This window comes from Mesorhizobium sp. B2-1-3 (assembly GCF_006442495.1).
GTDB lineage: Bacteria > Pseudomonadota > Alphaproteobacteria > Rhizobiales > Rhizobiaceae > Mesorhizobium.
This window is the reverse complement of record NZ_VFWL01000003.1, coordinates 366,108-392,405: the sequence shown is the minus strand read 5'-3', so window position 1 is coordinate 392,405 and position 26,298 is coordinate 366,108. Positions and strand designations below refer to the sequence as shown.

At 60.6% G+C, this 26,298-nt stretch carries 23 protein-coding genes and 1 pseudogene; 9 read left to right on the top strand and 15 right to left on the bottom strand.

Annotated features, from left to right (window positions below):
* Positions 1 to 26 precede the first annotated feature (26 nt).
* The 3 genes from FJ973_RS09040 to FJ973_RS09030 all read right to left on the bottom strand — a co-directional run bounded on the left by FJ973_RS09040 (position 27) and on the right by FJ973_RS09030 (position 5,064).
* Positions 27 to 1,697 (bottom strand): peptide ABC transporter substrate-binding protein, encoded by a 1,671-nt coding sequence (locus FJ973_RS09040; protein WP_140555436.1) that lies wholly within the window; start codon positions 1,695 to 1,697, stop codon positions 27 to 29.
* A gap of 23 nt (positions 1,698 to 1,720) precedes the next feature.
* Entirely contained in the window at positions 1,721 to 3,385 is a 1,665-nt protein-coding gene (locus tag FJ973_RS09035) for an ABC transporter ATP-binding protein (protein ID WP_140499535.1), read from the bottom strand.
* A gap of 791 nt (positions 3,386 to 4,176) precedes the next feature.
* On the bottom strand, positions 4,177 to 5,064 hold the full coding sequence (locus FJ973_RS09030; protein WP_140499537.1) for a LysR family transcriptional regulator: 888 nt from the start codon (positions 5,062 to 5,064) through the stop codon (positions 4,177 to 4,179).
* Between the two features lie 73 nt (positions 5,065 to 5,137).
* Here FJ973_RS09030 and FJ973_RS09025 point away from each other — a divergent pair, with 73 nt between their 5' ends.
* The 6 genes from FJ973_RS09025 to FJ973_RS08995 all read left to right on the top strand — a co-directional run bounded on the left by FJ973_RS09025 (position 5,138) and on the right by FJ973_RS08995 (position 12,021).
* The gene (locus FJ973_RS09025) at positions 5,138 to 6,184 is read left to right on the top strand and encodes a four-carbon acid sugar kinase family protein (protein ID WP_140499539.1); all 1,047 of its coding nucleotides are present in this window, start codon (positions 5,138 to 5,140) and stop codon (positions 6,182 to 6,184) included.
* A complete protein-coding gene (gene pdxA, locus FJ973_RS09020) occupies positions 6,181 to 7,173 on the top strand; it encodes a 4-hydroxythreonine-4-phosphate dehydrogenase PdxA (protein ID WP_140523343.1) in 993 nt (330 codons plus the stop codon). The genes FJ973_RS09025 and pdxA overlap by 4 nt, the downstream gene beginning before the upstream one ends.
* A 21-nt stretch (positions 7,174 to 7,194) precedes the next feature.
* Positions 7,195 to 8,259, top strand: a complete 1,065-nt coding sequence (locus FJ973_RS09015; RefSeq protein WP_140499543.1) for a cupin domain-containing protein — start codon at positions 7,195 to 7,197, stop codon at positions 8,257 to 8,259.
* Positions 8,260 to 9,054: 795 nt separating this feature from the next.
* Positions 9,055 to 10,380, top strand: a complete 1,326-nt coding sequence (locus FJ973_RS09005) for an FAD-binding oxidoreductase (protein ID WP_140555434.1) — start codon at positions 9,055 to 9,057, stop codon at positions 10,378 to 10,380.
* Between the two features lie 80 nt (positions 10,381 to 10,460).
* Complete coding sequence (locus FJ973_RS09000; protein ID WP_140523338.1) at positions 10,461 to 11,534, top strand: tartrate dehydrogenase; 1,074 nt, start codon at positions 10,461 to 10,463, stop codon at positions 11,532 to 11,534.
* 10 nt (positions 11,535 to 11,544) lie between these two features.
* Positions 11,545 to 12,021 carry an Lrp/AsnC family transcriptional regulator gene (locus FJ973_RS08995; RefSeq protein WP_140499549.1) on the top strand — a complete coding sequence of 159 codons (477 nt, stop codon included), beginning with the start codon at positions 11,545 to 11,547 and terminating at the stop codon, positions 12,019 to 12,021.
* Positions 12,022 to 12,194: 173 nt separating this feature from the next.
* Here FJ973_RS08995 and FJ973_RS08990 read toward each other — a convergent pair whose 3' ends face one another.
* The gene (locus tag FJ973_RS08990; RefSeq protein WP_140523335.1) at positions 12,195 to 13,571 is read right to left on the bottom strand and encodes an aspartate aminotransferase family protein; all 1,377 of its coding nucleotides are present in this window, start codon (positions 13,569 to 13,571) and stop codon (positions 12,195 to 12,197) included.
* 13 nt (positions 13,572 to 13,584) lie between these two features.
* Positions 13,585 to 14,424: a GNAT family N-acetyltransferase gene (locus tag FJ973_RS08985; RefSeq protein ID WP_140523333.1), complete on the bottom strand. Its 840-nt coding sequence runs from the start codon at positions 14,422 to 14,424 to the stop codon at positions 13,585 to 13,587.
* Positions 14,425 to 14,745: 321 nt separating this feature from the next.
* Here FJ973_RS08985 and FJ973_RS08980 point away from each other — a divergent pair, with 321 nt between their 5' ends.
* Entirely contained in the window at positions 14,746 to 15,435 is a 690-nt protein-coding gene (locus FJ973_RS08980) for a haloacid dehalogenase type II (RefSeq protein WP_140523330.1), read from the top strand.
* A gap of 147 nt (positions 15,436 to 15,582) precedes the next feature.
* Here the strand turns inward: FJ973_RS08980 and FJ973_RS08975 are convergent, their stop codons facing one another.
* The 5 genes from FJ973_RS08975 to argE form a co-directional block, all read right to left on the bottom strand.
* On the bottom strand, positions 15,583 to 17,058 hold the full coding sequence (locus FJ973_RS08975; protein WP_140523327.1) for an NAD-dependent succinate-semialdehyde dehydrogenase: 1,476 nt from the start codon (positions 17,056 to 17,058) through the stop codon (positions 15,583 to 15,585).
* 20 nt (positions 17,059 to 17,078) lie between these two features.
* Positions 17,079 to 18,122 (bottom strand): tartrate dehydrogenase, encoded by a 1,044-nt coding sequence (locus FJ973_RS08970; protein WP_140523325.1) that lies wholly within the window; start codon positions 18,120 to 18,122, stop codon positions 17,079 to 17,081.
* A 229-nt stretch (positions 18,123 to 18,351) separates the two neighbouring features.
* A complete protein-coding gene (locus tag FJ973_RS08965; protein WP_140523322.1) occupies positions 18,352 to 18,708 on the bottom strand; it encodes a cupin domain-containing protein in 357 nt (118 codons plus the stop codon).
* 14 nt (positions 18,709 to 18,722) lie between these two features.
* Complete coding sequence (locus tag FJ973_RS08960) at positions 18,723 to 19,646, bottom strand: glyoxylate/hydroxypyruvate reductase A (RefSeq protein WP_140523319.1); 924 nt, start codon at positions 19,644 to 19,646, stop codon at positions 18,723 to 18,725.
* A gap of 17 nt (positions 19,647 to 19,663) precedes the next feature.
* The gene (argE, locus tag FJ973_RS08955; protein WP_140523316.1) at positions 19,664 to 20,788 is read right to left on the bottom strand and encodes an acetylornithine deacetylase; all 1,125 of its coding nucleotides are present in this window, start codon (positions 20,786 to 20,788) and stop codon (positions 19,664 to 19,666) included.
* Positions 20,789 to 21,015: 227 nt separating this feature from the next.
* Here argE and FJ973_RS08950 point away from each other — a divergent pair, with 227 nt between their 5' ends.
* Complete coding sequence (locus FJ973_RS08950; RefSeq protein WP_140523314.1) at positions 21,016 to 21,894, top strand: GNAT family N-acetyltransferase; 879 nt, start codon at positions 21,016 to 21,018, stop codon at positions 21,892 to 21,894.
* 224 nt (positions 21,895 to 22,118) lie between these two features.
* On the opposite strand, the pseudogene FJ973_RS31310 reads toward FJ973_RS08950, so the two are convergent.
* From FJ973_RS31310 to FJ973_RS08925, 5 genes and pseudogenes are all read right to left on the bottom strand, one after another.
* Positions 22,119 to 22,253: pseudogene (locus FJ973_RS31310) on the bottom strand (ACP phosphodiesterase); the annotation flags it as partial.
* Entirely contained in the window at positions 22,235 to 22,921 is a 687-nt protein-coding gene (locus tag FJ973_RS08940) for an amidohydrolase (protein ID WP_318013174.1), read from the bottom strand. The gene FJ973_RS08940 and the pseudogene FJ973_RS31310, both read right to left, overlap by 19 nt.
* Positions 22,922 to 23,544: 623 nt before the next feature.
* The gene (locus FJ973_RS08935) at positions 23,545 to 23,781 is read right to left on the bottom strand and encodes a hypothetical protein (RefSeq protein WP_140523311.1); all 237 of its coding nucleotides are present in this window, start codon (positions 23,779 to 23,781) and stop codon (positions 23,545 to 23,547) included.
* A 512-nt stretch (positions 23,782 to 24,293) separates the two neighbouring features.
* Complete coding sequence (locus FJ973_RS08930; protein ID WP_224656193.1) at positions 24,294 to 24,431, bottom strand: hypothetical protein; 138 nt, start codon at positions 24,429 to 24,431, stop codon at positions 24,294 to 24,296.
* 254 nt (positions 24,432 to 24,685) lie between these two features.
* Entirely contained in the window at positions 24,686 to 25,696 is a 1,011-nt protein-coding gene (locus FJ973_RS08925; protein ID WP_140555432.1) for an SDR family oxidoreductase, read from the bottom strand.
* Between the two features lie 171 nt (positions 25,697 to 25,867).
* Between FJ973_RS08925 and FJ973_RS08920 the strand changes: the two genes are divergently transcribed.
* A complete protein-coding gene (locus tag FJ973_RS08920; RefSeq protein WP_140523309.1) occupies positions 25,868 to 26,083 on the top strand; it encodes a hypothetical protein in 216 nt (71 codons plus the stop codon).
* Positions 26,084 to 26,298: the final 215 nt, after the last annotated feature.

The window sequence follows — 26,298 nt, the reverse complement described above, 5'->3', positions numbered from 1 at the left end:
AAATCCGGCGACGGCAATAGGATGGATCAGGCCTTCCAGCGCCAGTCTGCGGCATGCCACGACGCGGTGCGCGTGTTGGCATTGGGCTTGAAACCGTCCAACCCTGCCTTGCGTCCGAGCACGTTGGTGATCGCTAACAGCGGCAGGAAGGGCAGATCGTGACGCACCACTTCCTGCACGCGGTTATAGATCCCGTGCCGCTCTTCCTGATCGAAGCTGCGAGCACCCTTTTCAAGCAGGGCATCGACTTCGGGGTTGGAATACTGCCCGGTGTTCGAACCGTGCCCGCCTTGAGCAGCGATTGCCTTCGTATGGAGGCGGTTTGTGGCGTCGGGGTCCGCGGCAATCAGATAGGTAACGCCCACCATGGCGGTGTCGAACTGCGACTTCAGCCAGAATTCGCCCCACATGACCGCAGCCGGCAAGTTCGAGATCGTCATCTCGACGCCGATCTCGGCAAACGTCTGCTGCAGGAACTGCTGCGTCTGCTCGCGAAGATTGTTGCCTGACGTCGTCGAATTGGCAAAGGACAGTCGCACTCCATCCTTGGCGCGAATTCCATCCGGGCCTGGCGCCCAGCCGGCCTCATCCAGAATTTGTCGCGCGCGGTCCATATTGAATTCCTGCGCGGGCAGGTTCGGATTGTAGTAGTAGGACTCCTTCGGCATGAAGGTCTCGGTGAGAGTGCCCACGCCGTAATAGATCGTGTCAACGATCGCTTTCCTGTCCATTGCGGCGTAAAGCGCCTGGCGCACTGCCAGGTCCTTGAACTGCGGGCGCCCCAGATTGAGGTAGATCGACTCCACGGATGCGCCGGTCTCCAGTGTCACCACGCGGTCTGGCAATTCGCGGGCTTCAGCATAATGGTCGGCGGTAATGTAGGATTGATCGACCAGGTCGACGTCGCCGCTCTTGAACTGCGTGTAGAGCACCGTCATATCGGGGATGTATTTGAAGATGAGCTGCTCGACATAGGGGCCCTCGCCGGCATACTCGGGGTTGGCGACGAGCTCGATATGGTCGCCGGCTACCCGTTGGCTCCACTTGAAAGCGCCGGTGCCGATCGGCGCCGGGTTGAACGCCGCTGTATTCGGATCGCCCTCTTTCCCCAGGATGTGCTTGGGCACTATGAAGGTTTCGGCCAGGAACGACAGATAGGGCGCAAAAGCCTCCTTCATCCGCCAGGTGATCTCGGTGGGCGAAACCACCGTAATGTCCTGCACGAGCGAATGGCCGCTTGTACGCCAAGCGCGAAATTTCGGGTTGGTGATGAGCTCAAGGGTGAATTTCACGTCCTCGGCCGTGAAGGGCTCGCCGTCGTGCCAGCGAACATTGTCACGTAACCGGATGCGCCAGTTGAGACCATCCTCCGAAATGCCGCCGTTCTTCTGGCTTGGCACCTCGGCCGCGAGGTTCGGCTGAAGGACACCTTCGGCATCCATCCTGACCAACGCATCGAAAACCGAGAAATGGACCGCGTCATCGACTTCGATATGCGCCATCAGCGGATTGAACACCGTCGGCTCTTGTGAGAGGCCGACGACGACGCGACCGGCCGGGCCCGTGGCAGGGGTCTTGGCGAAAGCGGACTTGCCCAGAAGATTGGGCGCGATCAAGCCTGCAGCCCCCCCTAGCGCCATCAGTCGGAGTGCCTGGCGTCTCGAATAGTTGGATGTAGTCGTTGCATTTTTGGTCATCGTAGTTCCTCTCTTGTTATTTTTCATGCGTTTGCTGCAATGGGACGGGCATTGCCTGGCCGCTCCCCCGGAATCGCCGCCACGAGTTGGCGCGTGTAGGCTGCTTGCGGGTTCAGGAATATCTGCGAGGGCGGTCCGCGCTCGACGATCCGGCCCTTCTGCATCACGGCGATTTCATCGCAGATTTGGCTGGCGACTCGCAGGTCGTGCGTGATGAAGACCATCGATACGCCAGTCTCGCGCTGGATCTGGTCCAGAAGCTGCAGGATCTGCGCCTGGATCGACACGTCGAGCGCGGAAACCGCCTCATCGGCAATGAGCAGCTTCGGTTTGAACATCAGCGCGCGCGCGATGCCTATGCGCTGGCGTTGCCCACCCGAGAACTCGTGCGGATAGCGGCCGAAGGCGCCGACATCGAGACCGACATGGGCCAGGAGCGCCCGCGCTTCCTCGCGCGCTTGGGCGTAAGGCATTCCGTGTGCCACCGGACCGACCGTGATGATATGGCCGACCGTTGAGCGTGGGTTCAGAGACGCGAAGGGATCCTGGAAGATCATCTGGATCCGCGGTCGAAGTGGGCGGAACTTCGCTTCGGAAAGCTTGGCGATGTCAGATCCCTCGAACAAAATCTCGCCGCCGTCGCTGTCCAGCAATTTGATCAGAAGCCGGCCCAGCGAGGATTTTCCTGAACCGCTCTCGCCTACGACGCCCAGGGTGCGGCCTTGCGCCAGTTCGAACGAAACCTCGTTCACCGCCATCACAATCCGCTGCGCTCCGAATAGCGCGCTGCCGCCACGATAGGTCTTCACCAGACCTTCGACTTTCAGGATCGGCTCCTTGCTGGCGGCTTCCGCACGAGGGCGATCTTCGCCGGTCAGATGCGGTACGGCCGCGATCAGGCGCTGCGTATAGGGATGCTTGGGCGACTTCAGCACCTGCTCGGCGCTGCCCTGCTCGACGATGTGACCTTTTTCCATCACCACGACGCTGTCGGCGATCTCCGCCACCACGCCAAAATCGTGGGTGATGAACATCACGCTCATGCCCTTGCGGCGCTGAATGTCGCGGATCAACTCCAGAATCTGTGCCTGGGTGGTCACGTCGAGCGCAGTGGTTGGCTCATCGGCGATCAGCACCGTCGGCTCGAGCGCCAAGGCCATGGCGATCATGACGCGCTGTCGCTGCCCGCCCGAAAGCCGGAAAGGGTACTGATGATACATGAGTTCGGGGTCAGGCAGGCCCACTTCAGTGAGCAGCTCGATGGCGCGGTCGCGGCAGGTTTTTGGCGTGCCGTATCCATGCGCGGCCATGACCTCGTCAATCTGCGCGCCCACGGTCATCAGGGGATTGAGCGCCGAGAGCGGATCCTGAAAGATCATCGACACGACCCGACCACGCAGGTTGCGCAGCTTGTCGGGCGACATGCCGATGATGTTCATCCCCTCCAACTGTATTGAACCCGATGAGAGGCGGATCACCTTGGGCAGGAGCCCCATGATCGCGTTCGCCGTGACCGACTTGCCTGATCCGGACTCGCCTATGATGCAGAGGATCTGGCCGCGTTTCAGATCGAACGAGATATTCTCGACCGCATGGACCCGCTCCATCCCGGCCGGCAGGCTTACGGTCAGATCGCGCACCGAAAGCGCTATGTCATGGGGGGCAACAGCCTGGATGCTTGCGACCATCTGGATCAGATCCCCTTCAACCGAGCGGGTCCACGCTGTTGCGGACCGCATCATCGCCCTTTGAGCAGAAGCGCCTCACCGCAACAGCCGTAGCCTGGGCATCTCGACGCTTCGCACGCTGAGGCCGCGAGAGACGGGTTCTGCTCATCCAGGCCACTCCCTTATGAAAATCCGGCCGTGTACCGAACTGTGTTCCCTTTTCTTGGAGAACTCACCGATGGGGCAAACTGTGCCTTATCGGATGTCCTCTGGAGCCTGCCCGCCATAAAGAGGTTGGCTCCGTTCTTTCAGCCAGTTTGACTGTTCTGTTTCCGCAGAGTCATCGAAACTTGGCCCGCGAGCAGCACGAACTTCTGAAAAGAGCGTCCGAATTGGCATTTCACTCTGTTTGGCCTGATGATGATAGCGTGGGATAGGTGAGAGTCTGAGAGTGATTGCCCCAAAAATGAATGAGCAATGAGGCCAGCCGCCGTGCCGACCTGTCCAAGGCGGGCACGGCATTCCTTGTCACAGGAATTTGCACGATCCGCCGCGCCGGGATTTTCCGCATTTGAAATGGATTGGCACCCATCCAGGCGTTGAAGGTAGGTAGTAACCGGCGTCACCTGTACGAAGCCCGTGATGCGCCCATGCGATGCCTCATCAGGATGCCTGTAAAATGGTAGTGCGGAACCAAGCACGGCAAACTGTGCCGCTCATCGAGAAACTCTACCCGGCCTATCAATGCTCGGTTGCTGCTTTTCGATGCCGGTCGACCACATTCAGCTAGGCGAAGCTCGCAGGGCGCTCTTTCAAAGGTGCTGGGGGCTCAGGCCGCTGAACTGCGCTTGGAGCCACTCTGCGAGTTCAAACTCCACACCTTGCAGTTCACTCGACCCCAACCATATCAACCCATATTGACTGCCGTCGGGGTCAAAGCCAGCAGGCGCCGCCAGGCTTCCTCGTTCCACATCGTCAACCGCGAGTACGAGCGGACTGAGGGCTACACCCAAGCCTGCGGACGCTGCCTCGACGATCAGCGCGTGATTGTCGTAGTATCGCATTTCTGTGGGTCGACGCGCCGACGGATGGGTCTTCAGCCATTGCGCCCACGCGTCAGGTCGAGTCTTCGACCCGAGAGCGAGATAGTCGCCACGTTCGAACGCTGGCACCACTTCCGGCCTCATAACGGGCCCAACCGTTTCGGGGAAAAGGGTCCGGACGTTCCATGTCTCGGGCACAGCGAAGTCCAGCCGTCGAATAGCGAGATCGACCTGTTTCTTGCGAAATTCCACAAGCCCACCACCCACGGAGAGGTGGAGGGCCATGTTCGGATGCGCCACTTGAAGCGCCGCCAGGCGCGGAATAAGCCAACGCATGGCAACTGAAGGCTCGCAGGAGAGCACAAGGGCATTCTTCCCGGCATTGGCGGTACGCAGGCTTTGCACTGTGGTGGCCAACTCACCGAAGAACTTCCCGAGAGTCAGGTTGAGTGTCTCGCCAGCCGGGGTGAGCCGCAGGCCTCGCCCATTCTTTTCAAACAACCTGACCCCGATGTCATGGGCGAGTTTGGTGATACGGCGACTCACGGCGCCGTGCGTGAGCGCAAGCGAGTCTGCTGCAAGCCGGACCGAACCCAGCCGCGCTGTTGCTTCGAACGCTCGCAGGTCGTCGAGCGAAGGTATGTCCGAGCGATCCATCAGTGACAATCTATCACCGATTTCGTCAGAAACTATCGCTATTCATACTTGGCGACGTTTTGTTAATTGATGCATGCGCACCCATCATCAACCCAGCATAGCGGTCCTCGCCGATGACCTCACCAGCGCGGCAGATGGCGCAGCACCTTTCGTCGCCCGCGGCTTGACTGCATCGATCGGCAGACGCCAGCTTCCGAACCAAGCGGCAGCGGTAATCGCAGTCGATAGCGGTTCGCGGTCTGCTACTTCGTCGCAAGCGTTCGAGGCGGTCGCTCGATTGACCGCACGACTTGCCAGCCGTGCCGTGCTCTATAAAACGGTGGACTCCACTCTACGCGGCCACATAACGGAGGAGCTTGAAGCATGTTTTGCGGCGAGCGGCCGCAAATCGCTGCTCTTCGCGCCGGCGTTCCCCCAGGCCGGACGTACGACAGTGAGGGGCATTCAGTTCGTTGACGGCATCCCGGTGTCGGAAAGTGCGTATAGCCATGACCCCGTGCATCCCGTGCGGCATTCCGCGCTAGTCGACCTGGTCCCCAACTGCATCAAGAATGTCAGGCTGCTTGATGCAGAAACGCAGGAAGAACTCGATTCGCAGATTGCTTCCATCGAGGATCCAGAGTCGGTCCTTTGGGTTGGTTCTCCCGGAATGGCTGCAGCCCTATCGCGGCGTTTTGTGCAAGCGAAGACCCCACCGCCATTGCTCGATGGCATCAGTAGCGATGTCTTGGTCGTCATTGGGAGCGCAAATTTGCGCAGTCATCAGCAGGCAGACCAACTCCAGGAGGTCAGGGGCGTGATGCTGCTGCGCGGACCAAGGGCGCGCGAGGCGGACTCGGCAGCGGTGCTGCGCCGTATCGCACAAGACGCAGCGCAAGAGCTTCAAAGCCCACGCTTCGGCGCTTTGATCGCCACCGGCGGCGACACGATGGACGCGATCCTGGATCTTCTCAACGTCCGTGAGTTCGAGATCCTGCAAGAACTCGATCCCGGATTCCCACTTGGTCTCGCCAGGCTTGGCGATGGGCGCTCGCTCCTGTTCGCGATGAAGGCCGGTGGCTTTGGCAGTGACGACGCCCTGACGCGCGCCGTCGCGCGGATACGTGGAGCAACCCAATGAAGAACATTCCCCCGCTTGCTCTCACGATGGGCGACGCCTCCGGCATTGGACCGGAGATCGTGGCGAAGGTGCTTGCGAAGGGCGGCGAACGCGTCGTCGTGTTCGGCAGCTATGTTGTCATGCAGGATATTGTACGCCGGCTCGGGTTGAACATCGAGGTGCGACGCATCAACGCTGCCGATGCAGCTCAATTCGAGCCGCGGCGAATTGAAGTTATCGAAACCACCCGCATTACCGGGTCCCCACCAATCGGGCGTATCAGCGCGATCTCCGGGCAGGCGGCCTTCGACGCCATCGTTGCAGCGATCGCAGCAGCGAAGTCCGGACAAGTGAGCGGCATCGTCACGGCCCCGATCAATAAAGAGGCGATGGCCAGCGCGGGAATCCGCTACCCCGGCCATACCGAAATTCTGGCCGACTACGGCTGCGCCAAGCGCGTGGCGATGATGCTTGCGAACGATGACATCCGCACGGTGCTCGTCACGATCCACACGTCGCTGAGCAAGGCGATCGAACAGGGCGATTTCGACGCTCAGCTATCCGCCATTCGGCTCGCCCACGACGGTGGAAAAGCTCTCGGCTTCGCGATCCCGCGTGTCGCCGTAGCAGGTCTCAATCCGCACGCAGGTGAAGGCGGCCTCTTCGGGGACGAGGAAATCCGGATCATACAACCTGCAATCGACGCGGCCCGAGCCGAGGGCATCGACGCCACTGGCCCTTATCCGGGCGACACCGTCTTCATGCAAGCACGTCAAGGCCGATTCGATGTTGTGGTGGCACAATACCACGATCAAGGGCTGATCCCTGTGAAGTATCTCGGGCTGGAAAAGGGCGTGAACATCACGCTTGGCCTGCCGTTCGTCCGCACCAGCCCAGATCATGGCACGGCCTTCGACATCGCGGGCCGGGGGATTGCAGACCAGGCCAGCTTGGAAACGGCGCTTGCCTACGCCAAGCGGCTGGTAGCGGCGCGAACCAAAACGAACTAGATTCGAAAGGAACCACCACCGATGGGGTTACGCTTTATCTTCATGCTTACGCGCAATGACCGCACGGTTCCGGACGCGTCGCAGCAACTTCAAACCGCGCTCAGCTTTGGCGTGCGGCACATCGGGTTCAAAGACATCGGCGTGCCGATCGAGCAGCTGAAAGGCCTCAATGCAGCCATCAGGACGGGCGGTGCAACTTCCTATCTGGAAGTCGTGTCACTGGACCGCGAAAGCGAAATTGCTTCGGCAAAGGCAGCTGCCGCAATCGGCGTTGACGTTCTTCTTGGTGGCACGCGGGTCGACGATGTGCTGCCGATCCTCAGGGACACCGGCATCCAGTACTTCCCGTTTCCGGGTCGGATTGCCGGTCATCCGAGCGTGCTTGAAGGCGCCATCGACGAAATTGTCGAAAGTGCCAAGACGATTGCAGGGCGCGATGGAGTGCATGGCCTGGACCTGCTGGCATACCGTTCGGCGCAGAACGTGCCCGAGTTGATGAAGGCTGTCTGCGCTGCGGTCACCAAGCCTGTCTACATTGCAGGTTCGATCGACACCCCTGAACGAATCGCAGTCGTCCAAAGCGCAGGCGCAGCTGGTTTTACGATTGGGACTGCGGCTTTGGATGGCAAGTACCCGGCCAATGGGAATGACCTACCAAGCCAACTCACCGCGATCATTCGCGACGTCGCTGCCCTGAACAAGCACCTTTCGCCAATTCACAAGAAGAATTTGTCAATTGAGTTTGCCGGGCTGCACGCGCCTTGGGAGCCTAAAGTCGAGGTGCATGTCAACAACATGCAAATCCAGGTCGCCCTGTTCAAGGGAAGCTCTAACTGGTCATTTCGGCAGCACGACGATCAGCTGTTCTTCGTTCACCGGGGACGCCTGCTCATGAAATTTCGTGACCGTGAAGAGATCATCGAACCCGGAGAGTTCATCGTCGTTCCATATGGCGTTGAGCACAGTGCGGTGGCCTTGGGCGAGGAAGGATGTGAAGTGTTGCTGGCAACGTCAACCGCTCTACCCTGCTACCCACCCGCGGGAACTGATCTCGCACACTCTGAGCGATCCCAGTTGACTGCTTAGCACGACGGAACCGACTGCTAGGTTTCAGTGAAATCATGACGCAAGGCGCAAGAGCAATCATGACCGTGGCTATAGTGCTGCATCGCGCCGACGGCGCACCCGTTGCAAGCTCTTTCCGCAGGGCAGCGTTCGGCAAGGACGACCCCTTGGTGGGGCATCGCGAAATCGCCTGGGAAGGACCGGACTCGATGATCGTGGGCCGAACCAGCTTTATTGGTGAGCTCGAAGTCGCAAGCTTCCCCCACATCGAAACCATCGTCGTGGTGGAAGGAGAGCTGATCCCCACGGCGACCGGGACGGCCCGCTGGTGCTCGGGCCGCAAGCGGGCGTTGTCATCGGATGTGGCACCGCGCTTCGGATCCAGAGCGGATCAGGCGTGCGGTTTTCGTTCTGCGCAGCCGCTTGCGACAAACCGACGAAGCCCGGCCTTGTCCAACTGTTCGCCGACGCCGACATCAAGCCGTCTGCTTCGCTACCGGCCGAGGCCTTGCTTGGCCCGGCCCCGCAATGCCGCAGCGACAACGTCTTCTCCAGCGACGGCGCGGATTGCCATGCGGGCACGTGGGATTCGACCCCATAGGCCGCTTACGCAATCGACGCCCCTTCACACGAGATGGCTTTGAGGCTTCAGCCTACCTCCCCTCTGTGAGGTGGGACGCCAGCGAGCTTTTCACGCAATAATTTGCATGTCCTAAGGCTCACTAACCGCAGGATATTCCGTCCAGGCACACAACTCCGCAGCCTGTCTATTCTCGGCGCGGGTTAGAATGCTTCAGAGTAACCGGAGTCCCGTAGATGCCCGCGCCGCTAATGCACATCGAGTGCAGCCCTTCCCTGCCCCGCGAGGCGGACGTCGTCGTGATCGGCGGCGGCGTCGTGGGCGTGTTCACGGCGTATTATCTCGCACGCCGCGGCTTCAGCGTCGCCCTGGTCGAGAAAGGGCGGGTGGCCGCCGAGCAGTCCAGTCGAAACTGGGGCTGGTGCCGCCAGCAGAACCGTGATGCGCGCGAGCTGCCGATGGCGACCAAGAGCCTCGATCTCTGGGAGAAGGTGGCACAGGAGACTGGCGAGAACACTGGATTTCGCCGGTGCGGGCTCCTCTATCTCTCACAAGACGAAAATGAGCTGGCGGGCTGGGCGAAGTGGCGTGACTTCGCCGGGACAGTGGGCGTTACGACGCATGTGCTGAGCGCGGAGGAAGCCACCGAGAAGGGCAAGGTGACCGGACGCAAGTGGAAGGGCGGCGTTTTCTCACCGACTGACGGAACGGCGGATCCGTCCAAGGCAGTGCCGGTTGCCGCCCGCGGTATCATGGCGGCCGGCGGTACCGTCCATCAGCATTGCGCGGCGCGCGGGCTGGAGTTGAGCGCTGGCAGGGTCAGTGGCGTCGTTACGGAAGCGGGAACCATCCGTACGAAGACCGCGGTCATGTCCGGAGGCGCGTGGGCTTCCTCCTTCTGCAACCAGCTTGGTATGCGCTTCCCGCAAGCTGCCGTGCGTCAATCCATTCTAGCCGTGGCGCCAGGCGCAAGCGGCCTGCCCGATGCCCTGCATACAGCGAGCGTCTCGCTGACGCGGCGCAGCAACGGTGGATACACGCTGGCTATCAGCGGGCGGGCTCGCGTCGATCCAACGCCGCAGCAGTTCAGGTTCAGCCGCGAGTTTATCCCGATGTTCGCCCGCCGCTGGCGCAATCTCGCCCCGGGCGCCTTCGAGGGCTGGCGCCAAGGCCATGAAAGCCTGCGCAAATGGGGCCTTGACGATATTACGCCAATGGAACGGAACCGGATTCTCGACCCGAAGCCCGACATGGGACAGATTCGACTGACATATCGAAGAGCCTGTGAATTGATCCCCGAACTCCAGCGCGTCGCAATCTCCGATGCCTGGGCGGGCTATATCGACAGTACACCCGACGGCATTCCCGCGATCGGTGAAGTGGAGGGGATTCCGGGCTTCATCCTGGCGGCGGGATTCAGTGGTCACGGCTTCGGCATTGGCCCCGGCGCGGGGCATATGATCGCCGACATCATTACAGGCAGCGAGCCTATTGTCGACCCGCGTCCTTATAGGCCCGAACGCCTGAAGACCGCTGCGTGGGGCAAGGTCGCTGAATTCTGAGAAGATCAACTTACAGGTAACAATCGGTCGCACACGAGATTAAGGCTGCGAGCAGCCGTGCTGAAAACAGGGAAGTGACGATGCGCGAATACGAGATTGCCGCCATTCCTGCCGACGGGATCGGCCCGGAGGTGATCGCCGCCGGTCTCCAGGCGCTTGAGGCGCTGCAGCAGCGCTGCGGCGACTTCAAGCTGCGCGTCCAGCACTTCGACTGGGGCTCGGACTACTACAAGGCCAATGGCCGGATGATGCCCGAAGATGGAGTGGCGCAACTGAAGCGCTTCGATGCCATCTTCTTTGGTGCGGTCGGCGCTCCCGATGTGCCCGACGACATCACGCTTTGGGGTCTCCGGCTGCCGATCTGCCAAGGCTTTGATCAATACGCGAATGTGCGGCCGACCAGGATATTGCCGGGCATCGTTTCGCCGCTGGCGGGCGTTGGCCCCGGCGATCTGGATTGGGTGATCGTGCGGGAGAATTCGGAGGGTGAGTATTCCGGCCATGGCGGCCGTGCCCACCGCGGCCTCCCAGAGGAGGTCGGAACCGAAGTCGCGATCTTCACGCGCGTCGGGGTCACGCGCATCATGCGCTATGCATTCCGGCTGGCGCGGTCACGGCCGCGAAAGCTCCTGACTGTGGTTACGAAATCCAACGCGCAGCGTCACGGCATGGTAATGTGGGATGAAATCGCAGCCGAGGTGGCGCAAGAGTTCCCAGACGTCTCGTGGGACAAGATGCTGGTTGATGCTATGACGGTGCGTATGACACTCAAACCTCGCAGCCTCGATACGATCGTCGCCACCAATCTTCACGCCGACATTTTGTCGGACCTTGCGGGCGCGCTGGCGGGCAGTCTCGGCGTTGCACCGACCGCCAACATTGATCCCGAGCGGCGCTACCCCTCGATGTTCGAGCCAATTCACGGATCGGCCTTCGACATCGCCGGCAAAGGTATTGCCAACCCGGTCGCCACCTTCTGGACCGCTGCCCAGATGCTCGAACATCTGGGCGAAAGCGCAGCCTCCGTCCGGTTGATGAGCGCAGTGGAAACAGTGACCAGTGAGGGCGTGCTGACGCCGGACGTGGGTGGCACAGCGACCACGCAGGACGTGACGGACGCCGTCTGCCGGACGATCCGCAGTTCGAACGTGTGACAGGTTTGCGATGAAGCTCGACAAGATCGACATCAAGATCTTATCCCAACTGCAAAAGAACGGGCGGGTCACCAACGTCGAGCTTGCCGACCTGGTCAACCTCTCGCCGAGCCCTTGCCTGATGCGGGTGAAAAAGCTTCAGGCGGAAGGCTTCATTACCGGCTATTCCGCCCAGATCGATGTGTCCAAGCTCGGACAGACTCTAACGATCTTCACCGAGGTCACGCTCAAGCACCATCAACAAAACGACTTCGCGAGGTTTCTCACAGCCGTTCAGAAAGTGGATTCCGTCATCGAATGCCATCTGATTTCGGGCGGGTATGATTATCTTGTGAAGTTCGTCACAGCGGGCATAAGCGAGTATCAGACGATCATGGAGCGCATGCTCGAACTGGATATCGGGATCGACAAATATTTCAGCTTCGTCGTGCTGAAGTCACCGATCGTAAAATCCCATTTGCCTCTCGATGTCATTTTCGACAAATGAAAAGCCGCTCCGCGGTCTGAACACCTGGAGCGCGCGCCGGTGTTTTCTTCTGCTGAGGTCCCATAGCTGCAACTTGCTTGGCACCTGGCGGAATGCGGCACCACCCTGAGGGTTTGCTTCGTCCCCGCTCGGCGTCTGCCGCCTGGACGGGGGAGCTCCGGCGATGGCGAGGATCAGCCCTTCATCGCCGCCCGCACATCCTTGTCTTCGAGGGTTTGATCCAGCGTCATCCGGGTGCGTTCCAGGATACCATCGATTTCGTCGTCCGTGCAGCAGAGCGGTGGTGCAAAGCCGAGAATGCCGCTGTTGAAGGCGCGAATGACAAGGCCATTCTCCCAAGCGCGGTCGAAGATGCGGCGTCCCGGATCTGCCGCCGCCGGCAGCGGCGTTTTGCGCGCCTTGTCGGTCACCAGTTCGACCGCGGCCAGCATGCCGCGACCGCGAATATCGCCAACCAGCGGGTGATCGGCGAGCGAGCGGAGGCCCTTCATCAGGCGCCTCCCGGCCTTCCGGCCGTTCTCGAGCAAGCCATCTTCATAGAGACGCAGGCATTCCAGCCCGACCGCCGCGCTCACCGGATGGGCTGAGTAGGTATAGCCGTGGCCGACAGCCGTTTTGCCGGCCCCGTCCGCGATCGTATTGTAAACATGGTCGGTCATGAAGACGGCGCCCATCGGCACGTAGCCCGACGTCAGTCCTTTTGCCGTGGTCATCAAATCCGGCACGACCTCGTCTTCCTCACATGCGAACAGGGGCCCGGTGCGGCCGAAGGCGGTGATGACTTCGTCGGCAACGAACAAGACGTCGTGTTCTTTGCACACGGCGTGCAGTGCCTTCAGCCAGCCTGCCGGTGGAACCAGGACACCGCCCGAACCCTGGATGGGTTCGGCGTAGAAGGCCGCGACGCGATCAGCACCCAGTTCGGCGATCTTGTCCCGCAGTGCCGCGACCGATGCGTTGATGATCGCCTGCGGGTCGGAACCGACCGGATTGCGATAGGCGTAGTGCGAAGGTATCTTGTGCTGCCAGTCGTAAGGCACGCCGAAGCCAGCATGGAAAGCCGGAAGCGCGGTCAGACCTGCGCCAACCGTAGAGGATCCATGGTAGCCATACTCGACCGAGATAAACTGGTCTTTTCGCGGCGTCCCCTTGGCATGGTAGTAATAGCGAACGAAACGGATCGTGCTGTCAATCGCGTCGGAACCGCCCAGCGTGAAATAGACATAGTTCAGATCGCCAGGCGCCAGTTCGGCAAGGCGCGCTGCGAGACGAATGGCGGGCTCAGATCCTAGCCCGAAATATCCTGTCGCATAAGGAAGCTCTCTTAGCTGCTTCGCCGCTGCTTCGACGACGCTTTCTTGCCCGTATCCGATGTTGACACACCAGAGACCCGCGAACCCGTCCAGCAAGGTTTTCCCGCTTGCCTCGGTCACCGTTGCGCCCTTGGCGGATTTGAGCACCCGCACGCCCGTCTCTTCATGGCTCCGATAGCTTGAAAATGGGTGAACCAGATGTGCACGATCGAGTTCGATCAATGAGTTGGCCAGCATTTCTTCCTCCGATTCAGCCTAGCGCCTGACTAACGAGCGCATAAGTTTGGTGTGACCTGATTTCGACCTTCGGCTCGTCTGCGGTTCGTCGCATCGTGATGCCACCGCCGACGTGGGCCAGCCCGCGACGGGTGAGCCACTCGCCGAGAGCCGTGGATTCGTCGGTGTCGATACGGACAAACTCGCCCGCACTGTCGGCCAGCAGGAAGTCGATCAGGCATCTCGCTTCGTGAAGCTTCCTCCCCACCACCGGCCCAATCACCAGCCCTCGGCCAAACCGACGAACTGCGGCAAACGCCTGAACATTGCCTTCATCGCGAACGACGGCGAACTTCGCGCGCTCGCGCAACGAGCGCATGAGCGCCGACCGGTCATGACCAAACGCCGCGCGATCCAGAGCAACAAGGCGCGCGTGGTCGCCGTCCTTGCCCCATGACACATGTGCCGGTGCGTCTACAGACGGCGCCAGGCCCTGGTGTTGCACGATCTTGCCGGTCGCGACGAATCCCAGCTTCTCGTAGAGCGCGAGCCCTTCCTGCGTCGCCACCAAATAGCAGGTGCGCCCGCCTGCCTTGGCAAGCGCCTCCTCCATCAGCTTGCGACCGAGCCCGCGACCACGCATTGCGGCATCGACAATGACCATGTTGACGGTGGCGGCATCGTCGCCATAGGGCGTCATCAAGATCGTCCCCACCACGCGTCCTTCCTCCTGGACAACGACGCCTTGGCTGAGCGATTGCATCAGTTCCCAGTCTTCACGACGGTGCGGCCATTCAACATGACGTGACAATTCGAGAGCATCCCTCAGATGCGCGAATGTCATCGTTTCCAGCGTAATTTGCTGCGTGGTCATGGTTCAGTCCGGGCCTGAATTCTCTGAGCTCAAGGTAGGCTGCCGCAGACAGCAGTTCCTTCCGACCAGGAGCTGAGCGATAGGTGTTTTGACTTTCCTTTGCCGCCGGCGCCGCATGTTATGCGGACGGACAGCGGGCCGATCGCGCTCCCCTCGCAGACCGAAACGGTCTCGGGCGCAACTCTCTGCCAAGGCTCTACCGCGATACGAAACAATCTGCTTCGGGGCGCATCGAATGCGGCGACTCGTCTTGTTCGGCTCTCATTATGATCCTCGCTGTTAAAGGCACGCAGTGCCGAAAGATTGGAAGGATCGACGCCCATGACCCAGTTCAGACCGAAATACATCACTTTCGACTGCTATGGCACGCTGACCAACTTCGACATGGCCGGCGCGGCGCGACGCGTTTATGGCGCGCGACTATCCGCAACCGTGACGGCGCAGTTCATCAAGGACTTCTCGGCCTATCGTCTCGATGAGGTTCTTGGCGCCTGGAAGCCTTATAGCGAGGTCGTGCACAATTCCGTGGAGCGCGCCTGCAAGCGCAACAATGTGACGTTCCGGCCTGAGGACGCCCAGCGCATCTATGCGGAAATACCGACATGGGGTCCGCACCCGGATGTACCGGCGGGGCTGGCCAAGGTCGCCAAGGAGATTCCGCTGGTGATCCTGTCGAACTCCATGAAGAGCCTGATCATGTCGAACGTGGAGAAACTCGGCGCACCTTTCCACATGGTCATCACGGCCGAGGAGACCGGCGCCTACAAGCCGCATATGAAGGGCTTCGAGCACATGTTCGACAAGCTCGGCTGCGGCCCGGAAGACATTACGCATGTGTCGTCCTCGTTCCGCTACGATCTCATGACCGCCTATGATCTTGGCATCAAGAGCAAGGTCTGGGTGAATCGCGGCCACGAGCCCGCGAACCCCTTCTACGAATACACCGAGATCAAGGACATCGGCGGTCTGGCCGGCGCCGTCGGGCTGGAGCCCGTTCGTGAATTCGCCTGAACGTCTGTTGCCAGTGCAGTCGCCAAGCTGCGGCGCTCCCCACCTCGTTAATGATCACCGGTCGCAATACGGAGAAAGGGGCGGTTTTCACCGCCCCTTTCTTGTTGTTCCAACACTTTGGAAGCTGCAGGTGTTTCCACCTACTTCCTAGTTAAGCCCGCCAACATGAAGGGTCTTGACCTCGAGATATTCCTCGATGCCAAGCTGCGATCCTTCGCGGCCCACTCCTGACTGCTTGACACCGCCGAAAGGCGCAACCTCGGTCGAGATGAGGCCGGTGTTGAGCCCGACCATGCCGAACTCCAGCGCCTCGGCCACACGCCACGAGCGCTTGAGGTTCTCCGTATAGAAATAGGCAGCAAGGCCAAATGGCGTACCGTTCGCGATCGCGATAGCCTCTTCCTCCGTCTCGAAGCGAAAAAGCGGCGCCACCGGGCCGAACGTCTCTTCCGATGCCAGCAGCATATCGGTCGTAGCCTGTCCCAGCACGACGGGCCGTGCATATTGCTTGCCGTCCGGCACCGTCTCGCTCTGGGCGATGATCCGCGCGCCTTTCGCCTGTGCATCCGCGATGTGACGCTCGATCTTGTCGATCGCGGCCGAATTGATCATCGGGCCGATCTCAGTGCCGTCATCGGTCCCTGCGCCAACCTTCATTCGCGATACGCGCTGGCTCAGCTTTTCTGCGAAAGCCTCGTAAACGCCCGCCTGCACGAGAATCCGGTTCGCGCAAACGCAGGTTTGACCCCCATTGCGGAACTTGGATGCGATCACCCCCTCGACTGCGTTGCCCAGATCGGCGTCGTCAAACACGATAAAGGGCGCGTTGCCGCCGAGCTCGAGGCTGAGCCGCTTGATGCTATCGGCCGCGCCACGCATGAGCAGCGCTCCTACGCGGGTCGAGCCGGTGAACGAGATCTTGCGCACCGTCTCGTTGGCCATCAGTTCGTTGCCGATTTCGGTGGGCATGCCGGTGACAATGTTGATCACCCCGGCCGGAATACCTGCCCGTTCCGCCAGAACGCCGAGCGCCAGCGCCGAGAATGGCGTGAATTCCGACGGCTTAATGACAACCGTACAACCCGCGGCCAGCGCCGGCGCCACCTTGCGCGTGATCATCGCGTTGGGGAAATTCCATGGCGTGACGATGGCACAGACGCCGACGGCCTCCTTCAGCACCAGAATGCGGCGGTCGGGCGTTGGCGACGGAATGGTCGAGCCACCGATCCGGCGTGCTTCTTCGGCGAACCATTTCACGAAGGAGGCGCCATAGCGGATTTCACCGCGTGCCTCCGCCAGAGGCTTGCCCTGTTCCAGCGTCAGCAGCAACGCCAGGTCCTCTTCATTTTCCCGTATCAGGCTGTGCCAGCGTTCCAGAAGCGCTCCGCGTTCGGCATGGGTCCTGGCTTTCCAGTCCTTGAACGCTGCCTGCGCTGCATCTATTGCAGCCCTTGTCTCATCCCGGCCCATGTCGGGTACGGTTCCAAGCACTTCCAAACTGGCCGGATCGATCACATCGACAGTCGCGTTGCTGTGCGCATGCTGCCAGACATCGCCAATGAGTCCCCGCTGGCGAAACAGGTCCGCATCCTTCAGGAAACCAATCTTCGTTATTGCGTTCATGGTTCTTTTCCTCTGCTCTTTCAGCTTAATCCGGCCAGCACGGCCTGCGTGATTGCTTCAGTCCTGTCCTTGCCTGCAATCGTGCCTATCCCGCGTGCGGTTGCGGACTCGATTGCCGACATCACTTCGGCTGCCGCCTGCCGCTCGCCCAGATGCCCGAGCATCATGGCGCCGGACCAGATCGCGGCGATCGGATTGGCGATACCGAGATTTGCGATATCGGGTGCCGAACCATGGACCGGCTCGAACATCGAAGGCGCGCTGCGATCGGGATTGATATTGGCGGAGGCGGCGTAACCCAGCCCGCCCTGAATGGCCGCTCCAATATCCGTGAGGATGTCGCCAAAAAGGTTGGAGGCGACGATCACGTCGAGGCTTTCAGGCGCCAGCACCATGCGGGCGGCAATGGCGTCGACGTGGTATTGCGAGACCTCCACATCGGCGTAGTCCTTCGCCACCTCGCGCGTGACCTCATCCCAGAAAACCATGGAATGTCTCTGCGCGTTGGATTTGGTGACGGATGCAAGCTGTTTGCGGCGCGTCCGCGCCTGTTCGAATCCGAAGCGAAGGATCCGTTCGACACCCGCACGCGTGAAGATTGCCGTCTCGATCGCGACCTCATTGGCCGTGCCGGTATGAATGCGCCCACCGGCGCCGCAATATTCGCCTTCCGTGTTCTCGCGGATGCACAGGATATCGAAACCATCACGGCGAAGGGGTCCCCGAACGCCTGGCAACAGCCTGTGCGGCCGTATGTTGGCATACTGCGTGAATCCTTTGCGGATCGGCAGGAGCAGTCCGTGAAGCGATACGGAGTCGGCCACCTTCGCTGGCCACCCCACGGCGCCGAGGTAGATCGCATCGAATTTCTGTAGGATCTCGACGCCGTCTGGGGGCATCATCGCACCGGTTTCCAGGTAGTAGGCGCACGACCATGGGAACCTTGTATTCTCAAGGGCGAAACCGCCTCGCTTTGCCGCAGCCTGCAGCACGTCCCATCCCGCCTCGGTCACCTCCTTGCCGATGCCGTCGCCTGGGATGTGCGCTATCGTGTAAGCCTTCATTGAGGTCCTCCTGGAGACCGACGGGCACCGAAGGTCGCAGCTTGCTCAACATTGCAGCGACATTCGGCATCTCGTACCTGGTTTCATCAGAACAATAGTCGACAGCGCGCCGCATTTTTCGCCGAGAATGAGCCGCCCGACCGCGTCGAATCGCGTCGGGCGGAATCTGGAAAGTCGATTGTTCTGGAACCGCCGCGCGCGCTATTCGGCCGGACCTTGAGCGTTGAGCTCAGTCGTAAACGCTGACGTAGATCTTGCGCACGGTTTCGATCGTGCGCCAGACGCCGACAAAGCCGGGCTTCATCACGAAACTGTCTCCGGTACGGTAAGTCTTGGTCTCACCGCCCTTCTCCTCGATCTCGACGAGACCCGAAACGATGTGGCAGAACTCGCAGGTAGTGCCCTTGATCGAATGCGTCTCGCCGGGCGTCGCCTCCCAGACGCCGGTCAGGACCTTTTCGCCTTTCGAGGCATCCTGCGCCCACGTCTTGAAGGATGGATTGCCCGAAATGAGCCGCTCTGGAGTTGGCAATGCCTCCTTCGGCGCGAAGGCTGGATCTGTGTCGATCGTGATCAGAAGTGACATGTCATGTTTCCCTGTTAGTAGCCGAGTGTCCGATCGACGAGGCCGATCAGTTCTTCCCCGGCGCGGTGGCGCCGGATATTGTCCACGACGGATTGCGCCGCGGAATCTGCTTGCGTTACGGAAGCGATGTGCGGCGTGATCATCACCTTCGGGTGCCGCCAGAGCGGATGGCCGTCCGGCAGCGGCTCGGGATCGGTGACATCGAGCATTGCGGCATCAAGGTGCCCGCTATCGAGAGCCTGAAGCAGGGCGGTTTGGTCTAACTGCGGCCCGCGGCCGACATGCAGCAGCCTCGCCCCGGCAGGCAGCCGGGAGAAGAGGGCCGCATCGAGGATGCCACGGGTTTCTTCCGTCAGCGGCAGCAGGCAAACGAGAATGTCCGTGCGCGCGAGGAAACCGGCAAGCTGATCCGCTCCATAAAAGCAGGTGACGCCGTCGATCTCCTTCCTGCTTCGGCTCCAGGCAGCGAGGGGAAAGCGAAACGGCAGCAATCGCTCGATAGCCGCCTGCGCCAGCATGCCGAGGCCGAGAAAGCCCACGCGGCGCTCGGCGGCTTGCGGAGCGGCAAGACCGAGCCACGCTTGGCGCTTCTGCTGTTCACGATACGCCACCATATCCCGGTGGAGACTCAGCACGCCGAGAACGACATATTCCTGCATCATGCGAATGATGCCGTCCTCGACCATGCGCACCAGCTTCACCTGCTGAGGCAGGCTCTCACGCTTGAACTGGTCGACGCCGGCGCCAAGCGAAAACAGCACTTCGAGATTGCGATAGCGCGCGATGTCATCTGGTGCCGTCCAAGTCAGGAGGTAGCGCACCTTCTCCGGGTCGACACATTCGCTGCTGTGGAACAATTCGACGTCCGGGAGCTCGCGTGCGAAAACCTTGCGGAAGACCGCTGCGCGCACCGGGTCGGAATTGAAAAGAAAAGCCATGAAACCGCCCTCTCCGGCTATGCGGCTAGGCGCGTGCCGAGACGCTCGATCATGCTCCGGCAGGCAACAAGTTCGCCGATCTCGATATATTCGTTGGCACGATGAGCCCGGCTGATATCGCCGGGACCGCAGATGATCGCGTCGATGCCGGCCTGCTGATAGAGGCCAGCCTCCGTGCCGTAACTTACCGCAGGCAGCGGCTCTTGCCCCGTCAACTCGGCCAGAAGGGTTGTCAGTTCACTCTTCTGCGGGAGCGAAAGACCGGGATACGCGCTCAACTCATGCCACGCCACGTCAAAGCCGCTGTCACGGAGAGCGATTAGCTGGGCCTTTACCGGCTCAAGCAATGATGATGGGGAAACACCCGGCACGGCACGGAGCTCGATATCGGCGGTGCAGCGATCAGGGATGATGTTGACGGCTTGGCCGCCAGCGATGACACCAACCTGCAATGACGAGTATGGAGGCGCGAAATCCGTGTCGAACGGCCCATCCGCAAGGGTCTGACCATAGGCCACGATCTGCGTGACGAGACCTGACATTGCATGCACGGCATTCAGTCCCAGCTCGGGCCGTGAAGAATGACCGGACCTGCCTATCACCTCGAGCCGCGCGGCCGCCTTGCCTTTGTGCCCCCGCACGGCTTCCATTCGGCTCGGCTCACCGATAATCGCGCCAAGCGGCTTCTCGCACAGGCTTGGCAGGGCGGCGATGAGATGCGGCACACCACGGGCACCCGCCTCCTCGTCATAGGAGAATGCGAGATGAATGGGCCGCTGCAAGTTCGTCGCCGCAAGCCGCGGCAGCGCAGCCAGCACGCAGGCAAGAAAGCCCTTCATGTCGGAGGTGCCTCGGCCATGAAGCCTGGCACCATCTTGGCGCAGAACAAAGGGATCCGAGTTCCATTCCCGCTCACCGGCCGGCACGACATCCAGGTGGCCCGACAAGATGTAGCCGCGGGCACGCCGCGGCCCGATCGTGACAAACAGGTTGGACCGGTCGCCTTCGGGGCCGCAAAGGACGGTCGTTTCTGCTCCGGCCGCCTCGCAATATTCACGCACCCAGTCGACGATCGCGCCGTTGGGCGAGCCCACGACCGAGGGGAACGCGATCAGCGTCGCTAGAATTTCTTCGACATTCACCGGGCGCCGCTCCACTCGCAGTTCGCTGGATGCGACAAGTGTGGCAGCAGGCGAGAGCATTCCGTGCCGAATGAAGCTATGCTTTGGCCGAAGATTTCGAATATTGGCCCGGAACCAGCGAAACCTGCTGGCTTTCGGGTGTAATCATAAGGCAAAAGACGGCTGCGGCACCGTCAGCGACGACAGGACGTGCTCGCGAGTTGGATATAAGGAGCAGGTCGACTGAAATGCAGAGATCAGTGCGCCTGAAGTCTTTCGAACTGGTCGCGCGGGACATCGATGATGTTGACGTCGAGTTGCTGCACGCGCTGTCGATCTCAGTCCGCTGGCCGCATCGGCCAAAGGACTGGGATATTCTGCGCCGCGCCGGCCGCGGCATTGTTGCCGTAGACGGCATTGGTCGGGTTTTCGGCAGCGCGATGTGGTTTCCGCAAGGGGACGATTTCGCCACCATTGGCGTAGTGATCACAACGCCCCGCACGCAAGCGCAAGGCGGTGGCCGATGGCTTATGGACCAAGTGCTTGAGCAGTGTGGCGATCGCAATCTGGCGCTCAACGCCACCCATGTCGCCTATCCTCTCTATGTCTCACTTGGCTTCACGACCGAGGCCATCGTATATATGCGACAGGGGGAGGTTCCGCTGGTACTCCCGGCCATGGCTGATTTGGAAGGTGAATTGCAGACGCTGCCGAGCGACAGGCTGAATGAGATCATCGAGCTGGATACGCGCGCGTTTGGAACAAACCGCGAGAGGCTGCTCGCATTGCTCTCAGCGGATGCCTCGATCTGCACTTTGAGCCGTGGCGGCGAGATCGTCGGCTACTCCATGTGTCGCGAGTTCGGGCGTGGCTACGTGATCGGCCCGATGGTCGCGCGCAGTGATCTGGACGCGGTCCATCTCACAGCCGTCCATCTGAGAAATCTTGCAGGACGGTTCGCCCGAGTCGATACCCGGGAGAAGGATGGCATGTTTGCCGCGTTTCTCGAGCAGTGCGGCCTTGGCATTGCCGAAACCGTTACGACCATGTCCAAAGGGCGTCGCTTCCTGAACCGGGAAGAAAACGGACCGTGGGTTTATGGATTGGCTGGCCACGCATTGAGCTGACTGCGGCACCACAATGCGACCGAAAGACGCCACTGCAGATTGTGGTAGTGCATTTCCACGACTATGCCTTCGTAGTGGCATTTCTGGGTTACCCGTTCCCTTGAAGATATCTTCGGTGTGGGCCATCCGCCATCAATCACTCTCGCATTGTTGCGAAAGGCAGCAAGCAGGCCGCCCTTCCCTCAGCCTCCGGATCGCAGCCGTCTAGGGGCTCCGTGACAACATCAGGCATCCTTTGGAAGCACCTGAAGGACCCGTGCGATGAACATATGGAACTCGGCCATGTAGTTGCGCAAGAACTCCTGCGTGGATTCGACTGTGACTTCGCCGCCGTCCGTGATCAGGCCCGGCGTGAACTGGTGCCGGCCTGCAACACACCGACCGTGACCACTGCCGCATCGGTGGCGGCAACCTCGCGGGACACGATGGTCTGAAGTCGCAGGACGACGGATGCCGCCATAACGGCGGGATCTATACTCGCTTGCGGCATCGACCCATGGGCCCCTCGTCCGAACAGCCGGATTTGAAGGCTGTCCGCCGCGGAGGTGATTGGCCCGGCGCTGCCGGCGACGGTGCCGGCGGGACCGACCATGACATGCTGGCCAAGCACGACATCAGGCGTGGGGAAGCGTTTAAGCAGACCGTCATCGATCATGGCCTGGGTGCCTTGGGCGGTTTCTTCACCAGGCTGGAAGACGGCCATCAATGTACCCTTCCAGTCTTTGCGCGTCTGCGCCAACAGCGTGGCCGCACCGACAAGCCAGGCGACGTGCATGTCGTGGCCGCACATATGCCCTACCGGCACCGTGTTCCCTTCGGCGTCCGTCGCCGTGACCTTGCTGGCCAAGGCGAGGCCCGTATTCTCGGCGATCGGGAGCGCGTCCATGTCGGCCCGCAGCATCACCGTCGGCCCCTTGCCGTTGCGGAGCAATCCCACCACACCCGTCTTGCCCACCCCGGCTGTTACCTCGTAACCGGCGTTCTTGAGCCTTTCAGCGGCAATGCCCGCTGTTCGCGTCTCCTGCATCGACAGTTCCGGATGGGCGTGAATGTCTTTGTAGAGCGCCTCAAGATCGGGCAGCAGCCTGCCCATGTTCGACAGGACGGCGGATGTGTCCTCACGAGAAGTATGCTTCTTCATGACAATCTCCTGCCGACGGCTTGGACAACCGGCCTTTTAAGCCTTCGATGGCCCAGCGGAGTAGACGATGATCATTGCTGTCCCCTGTATCGACAGCAAGTCCGATTCCTATGATCAACCAAATCGTGACCTCATCCCGATACGGTGCCGGTGTTCCGGGCGAAGCCTTCATGCGTATTTGCAAGGGCTCGGCCTCGATGGCTTAGTCGCCTTGTGGCGATGTCAAAGATCAGTTTCGGGGGGCGAACTGTCCACTCACCAGTCATCCTTGATCGATTTCCATAGCTGCGAGCTTGGCTACTTGCTCTGCCAAACGATCGCAGGGAGGCGAAACGTACGGATACGCTTCCCGGAGGGCCACTGCCCGTGCGGCTAGTTACGTCGGTCTTGTCCGCGTCGTGCACGGCTTGGCAGCAGCAGGCTTATTTCGACCGTGCTCCCGGCAAACGACATCCCAATACAAATTTGCATTTCGGTCCGCGATTAGACGGCCGAGACACTACCATATCTTAGCGCGAGCCAAACGCCGGCATTCGTGACGTCCAGATCGCCAAGCCGATGATGACGATTAATATCCAAAAGAGCGAATTGAAGAGCATGCGAACAAGGTCGCGGTTTTGGTCCTTGGTAACGCCAAGCCGATCCGAGATCGAGATAATGTCACCGGGCGCGATCAACAGCCAGATTATGAGACGAACGAGTCTTGCCATGCAATTCCTTGCCTCTCCAGCCAGATAGGAAAGCATCAACCGGCGCTCAAGTCGAGCGTGCCACACACGAAGCATGCACTGGCTCGCGCCCGGTCGGGTTCGCATCATTCGAAGCAGAGATGAGACCAGTTCGGTGAAGAGAAAGCTGCGATCTTTGCAAGTTGTCCCGAACTCGGCATCCCTCGCCAGGCGATCCCGCGCTTGCCCGACCGGGTTCAAAGGTTTGTGTGAAGCTCGATAGCCCTCGGGGCCGGATCACGGAACGTGGTCTGTCCTGCGAAACACATATCATGCCGCCGACATTCCCCTTCGTGCTGAGAGCATCGATGAGACCGGGCCCCCTTCCCTTCGGGCTTTCCAGTTCCAGGCGCGATAGCGGGCCGTGGTTGTACTCGTGCGTCACCCGCTGAACGGTCTCCTTCTGCGCTTCACGAGGCCGGCGCTTTCGACTGCATGGCCATGACAAAGCTCCTTCCAAACTCGGTTTTGCCTTTGCCGTCGATGGCTGACGTGAATTCTATTGAAGAACGGAAGCTGCCCTCGGCGCCTCACCAGCGAATGACGATCACCTTATCTCTCCCGCCGCCCAGTTGGATCGCCTCGGTGCCATCGGACTTGCGGCTACCAATTTGAGCGTCGTCAACGATTTCTACCGCAGTAGGATTCATGCCAAAGGCTTCGTCCACTTCGGCGCTGCAGACCAGCGTCCGGCGGTAAATCCTTGATCTGCTCTAAAAGCTCGCGAACGGTCATTTCGCACCTGTTTCGTGGAAGTGGAAGACACAGATCGCAAACTGCCCCCCTCGCGAAATGTTCCTCCTGCACGGCGAATATCCCCGCAGGCGGAGCTGATGGCATCGCTCAGCCGCTCAGCGGATCTTGCGGGCGACGAGGTGATGAAGGATCCGCTTGGGAGCATCACCTTTGCCCCTTTGTTTGCTTATGGCTGCCCCTGGCCGCCGCCGGACCCGTAGATATTTCCGGTTGCGAAGCTTGCATCGTTGGCTGCCAACTGCACATAGATGGAGGCCAGTTCCGCCGGCTGACCCGGCCGTTCCAACGCAGTTGTGCTGCCGAATTTCTTGTATTTTTCCTCCGACGCGCCGCCGCTTATCTGCAGGGGCGTCCAGATCGGTCCCGGGGCCACGCCGTTTACGCGAATACCCTTAGGTCCGAGCTGCTTCGCCAACGACTTCACGTAGTTCATAGTCGCGGCCTTGGTCTGAGCGTAGTCGTAGAGCTCGGGCGAAGGATCGTAGGCCTGTTCCGAGGTCGTTCCGATTATGCAGGATCCTGGCTTCAGATGCGGCAGCACCGCCTTGATGATCCAGAACGGCGCGTAGATGTTGGTCTTCATTGTAGCGTCGAAGTCCTCGCTCGTTATGTCGAGGATGGAGGGTTTCGCCTGCTGCCGGCCGGCATTGCAGACGACGATATCGAGCCCGCCGAGCTGCTGCAGGGCGTCGGCAACCAATTTCTGGCAGAAAGCCTCCTCCCGCAAATCGCCGGGAAGCGCGACTCCGGTCCTGCCGGCATCTCGTATAAGTTGGATCACCTCACTCGCGTCGGGCTCTTCCGACGGATAGAAGTTGATCGCGACATCCGCTCCTTCGCGCGCATAAGCAATAGCGGCGGCCCGGCCCATACCGGAATCGCCTCCCGTGATCAGAGCTTTGCGACCCGCAAGCCGGTCTGAACCCTTGTAGCTGGTCTCTCCGTGGTCGGGTTTCGGCTTCATGTCGCGTGCCAGGCCGGGCCAGGGCTGCGTCTGTGCTTCGAATGGCGGCTTCGGGTACTTGGAGCGGGGATCTTGCATCGCGGGTCCGTTCTCTGAGATTTTGGTCGTTGTTTGCTGGGCGCTGGCCGTACCCGAGACGCCGGCCGCTATTCCGACTCCTGCTGCCGCCATGACTTCACGTCGGGACAATGAACGGGGACGGTCTTTGGTCATTCGACTTCTCCGAGGCGCGTGAAACGTCCGAACCGCCTCGGCCTGATAAGGCTCCTTGGTCCGATCGAGAGAGCCCGAGGAGGGCCGCCATGTCATCTTTTCTCCACGGGATGGCGAATTTTCTCCACGGGATGGCGAATGGCTGGGCGGCTGGTTGCGCAGGAGGTCCGATTGACCGCGAACCCAAGAGCTCTCAATGCCCGAGATAAGGAAGCAATGGAGCAAATCATCGGCTATGACAGCCGAAATTACCTCGACTGGGAGATCGGCAGTGCGTACGAGGCGATCCTGCTGGCGTTGTGGGCCCACAGAATTTCGCCCACCCAATTGACCGCTAGCAGAGTTCTTTGCCCGTTAGCGGCAACGCATCTTCGTCCAATGATTTGAGCCGGCCGATCCGGAGCTCGCGGCTGGTGATTGATCTAATCGGTCTGCACGACCGACATAATTTCACCTTTGACAAGCGCCTGGGGATTACGCGGCCTCTTCCGTCTCAGCGTAATTGACGGGATTCTGCAGGTATGACGGGTCGAGCCGTCGAGCCCAGTTCCTCTCAGCATCGAGCAGTTCATCCTCCTCAGTCAGGCCGTTCATAAAGAGCC

Bases quoted from the DNA above. Each gene is read 5' to 3' on its own strand.
- FJ973_RS09000 (WP_140523338.1), top strand. From the start codon at position 10,461: ATGCGCGAATACGAGATTGCCGCCATTCCTGCCGACGGGATCGGCCCG.
- FJ973_RS09040 (WP_140555436.1), bottom strand. From the start codon at position 1,697: ATGACCAAAAATGCAACGACTACATCCAACTATTCGAGACGCCAGGCA.
- FJ973_RS09035 (WP_140499535.1), bottom strand. From the start codon at position 3,385: ATGGTCGCAAGCATCCAGGCTGTTGCCCCCCATGACATAGCGCTTTCG.
- FJ973_RS08960 (WP_140523319.1), bottom strand. From the start codon at position 19,646: ATGGCTTTTCTTTTCAATTCCGACCCGGTGCGCGCAGCGGTCTTCCGC.
- FJ973_RS09025 (WP_140499539.1), top strand. From the start codon at position 5,138: ATGCGCACCCATCATCAACCCAGCATAGCGGTCCTCGCCGATGACCTC.
- FJ973_RS08935 (WP_140523311.1), bottom strand. From the start codon at position 23,781: ATGCTTTCCTATCTGGCTGGAGAGGCAAGGAATTGCATGGCAAGACTC.
- FJ973_RS09015 (WP_140499543.1), top strand. From the start codon at position 7,195: ATGGGGTTACGCTTTATCTTCATGCTTACGCGCAATGACCGCACGGTT.
- pdxA (WP_140523343.1), top strand. From the start codon at position 6,181: ATGAAGAACATTCCCCCGCTTGCTCTCACGATGGGCGACGCCTCCGGC.
- FJ973_RS08990 (WP_140523335.1), bottom strand. From the start codon at position 13,571: ATGCTGGCCAACTCATTGATCGAACTCGATCGTGCACATCTGGTTCAC.
- FJ973_RS09030 (WP_140499537.1), bottom strand. From the start codon at position 5,064: ATGGATCGCTCGGACATACCTTCGCTCGACGACCTGCGAGCGTTCGAA.
- FJ973_RS09005 (WP_140555434.1), top strand. From the start codon at position 9,055: ATGCCCGCGCCGCTAATGCACATCGAGTGCAGCCCTTCCCTGCCCCGC.
- FJ973_RS08925 (WP_140555432.1), bottom strand. From the start codon at position 25,696: ATGACCAAAGACCGTCCCCGTTCATTGTCCCGACGTGAAGTCATGGCG.
- FJ973_RS08980 (WP_140523330.1), top strand. From the start codon at position 14,746: ATGACCCAGTTCAGACCGAAATACATCACTTTCGACTGCTATGGCACG.
- FJ973_RS08985 (WP_140523333.1), bottom strand. From the start codon at position 14,424: ATGACCACGCAGCAAATTACGCTGGAAACGATGACATTCGCGCATCTG.
- FJ973_RS08950 (WP_140523314.1), top strand. From the start codon at position 21,016: ATGCAGAGATCAGTGCGCCTGAAGTCTTTCGAACTGGTCGCGCGGGAC.
- FJ973_RS08940 (WP_318013174.1), bottom strand. From the start codon at position 22,921: ATGCAGGAGACGCGAACAGCGGGCATTGCCGCTGAAAGGCTCAAGAAC.
- FJ973_RS08970 (WP_140523325.1), bottom strand. From the start codon at position 18,122: ATGAAGGCTTACACGATAGCGCACATCCCAGGCGACGGCATCGGCAAG.
- FJ973_RS08975 (WP_140523327.1), bottom strand. From the start codon at position 17,058: ATGAACGCAATAACGAAGATTGGTTTCCTGAAGGATGCGGACCTGTTT.
- FJ973_RS08995 (WP_140499549.1), top strand. From the start codon at position 11,545: ATGAAGCTCGACAAGATCGACATCAAGATCTTATCCCAACTGCAAAAG.
- FJ973_RS08965 (WP_140523322.1), bottom strand. From the start codon at position 18,708: ATGTCACTTCTGATCACGATCGACACAGATCCAGCCTTCGCGCCGAAG.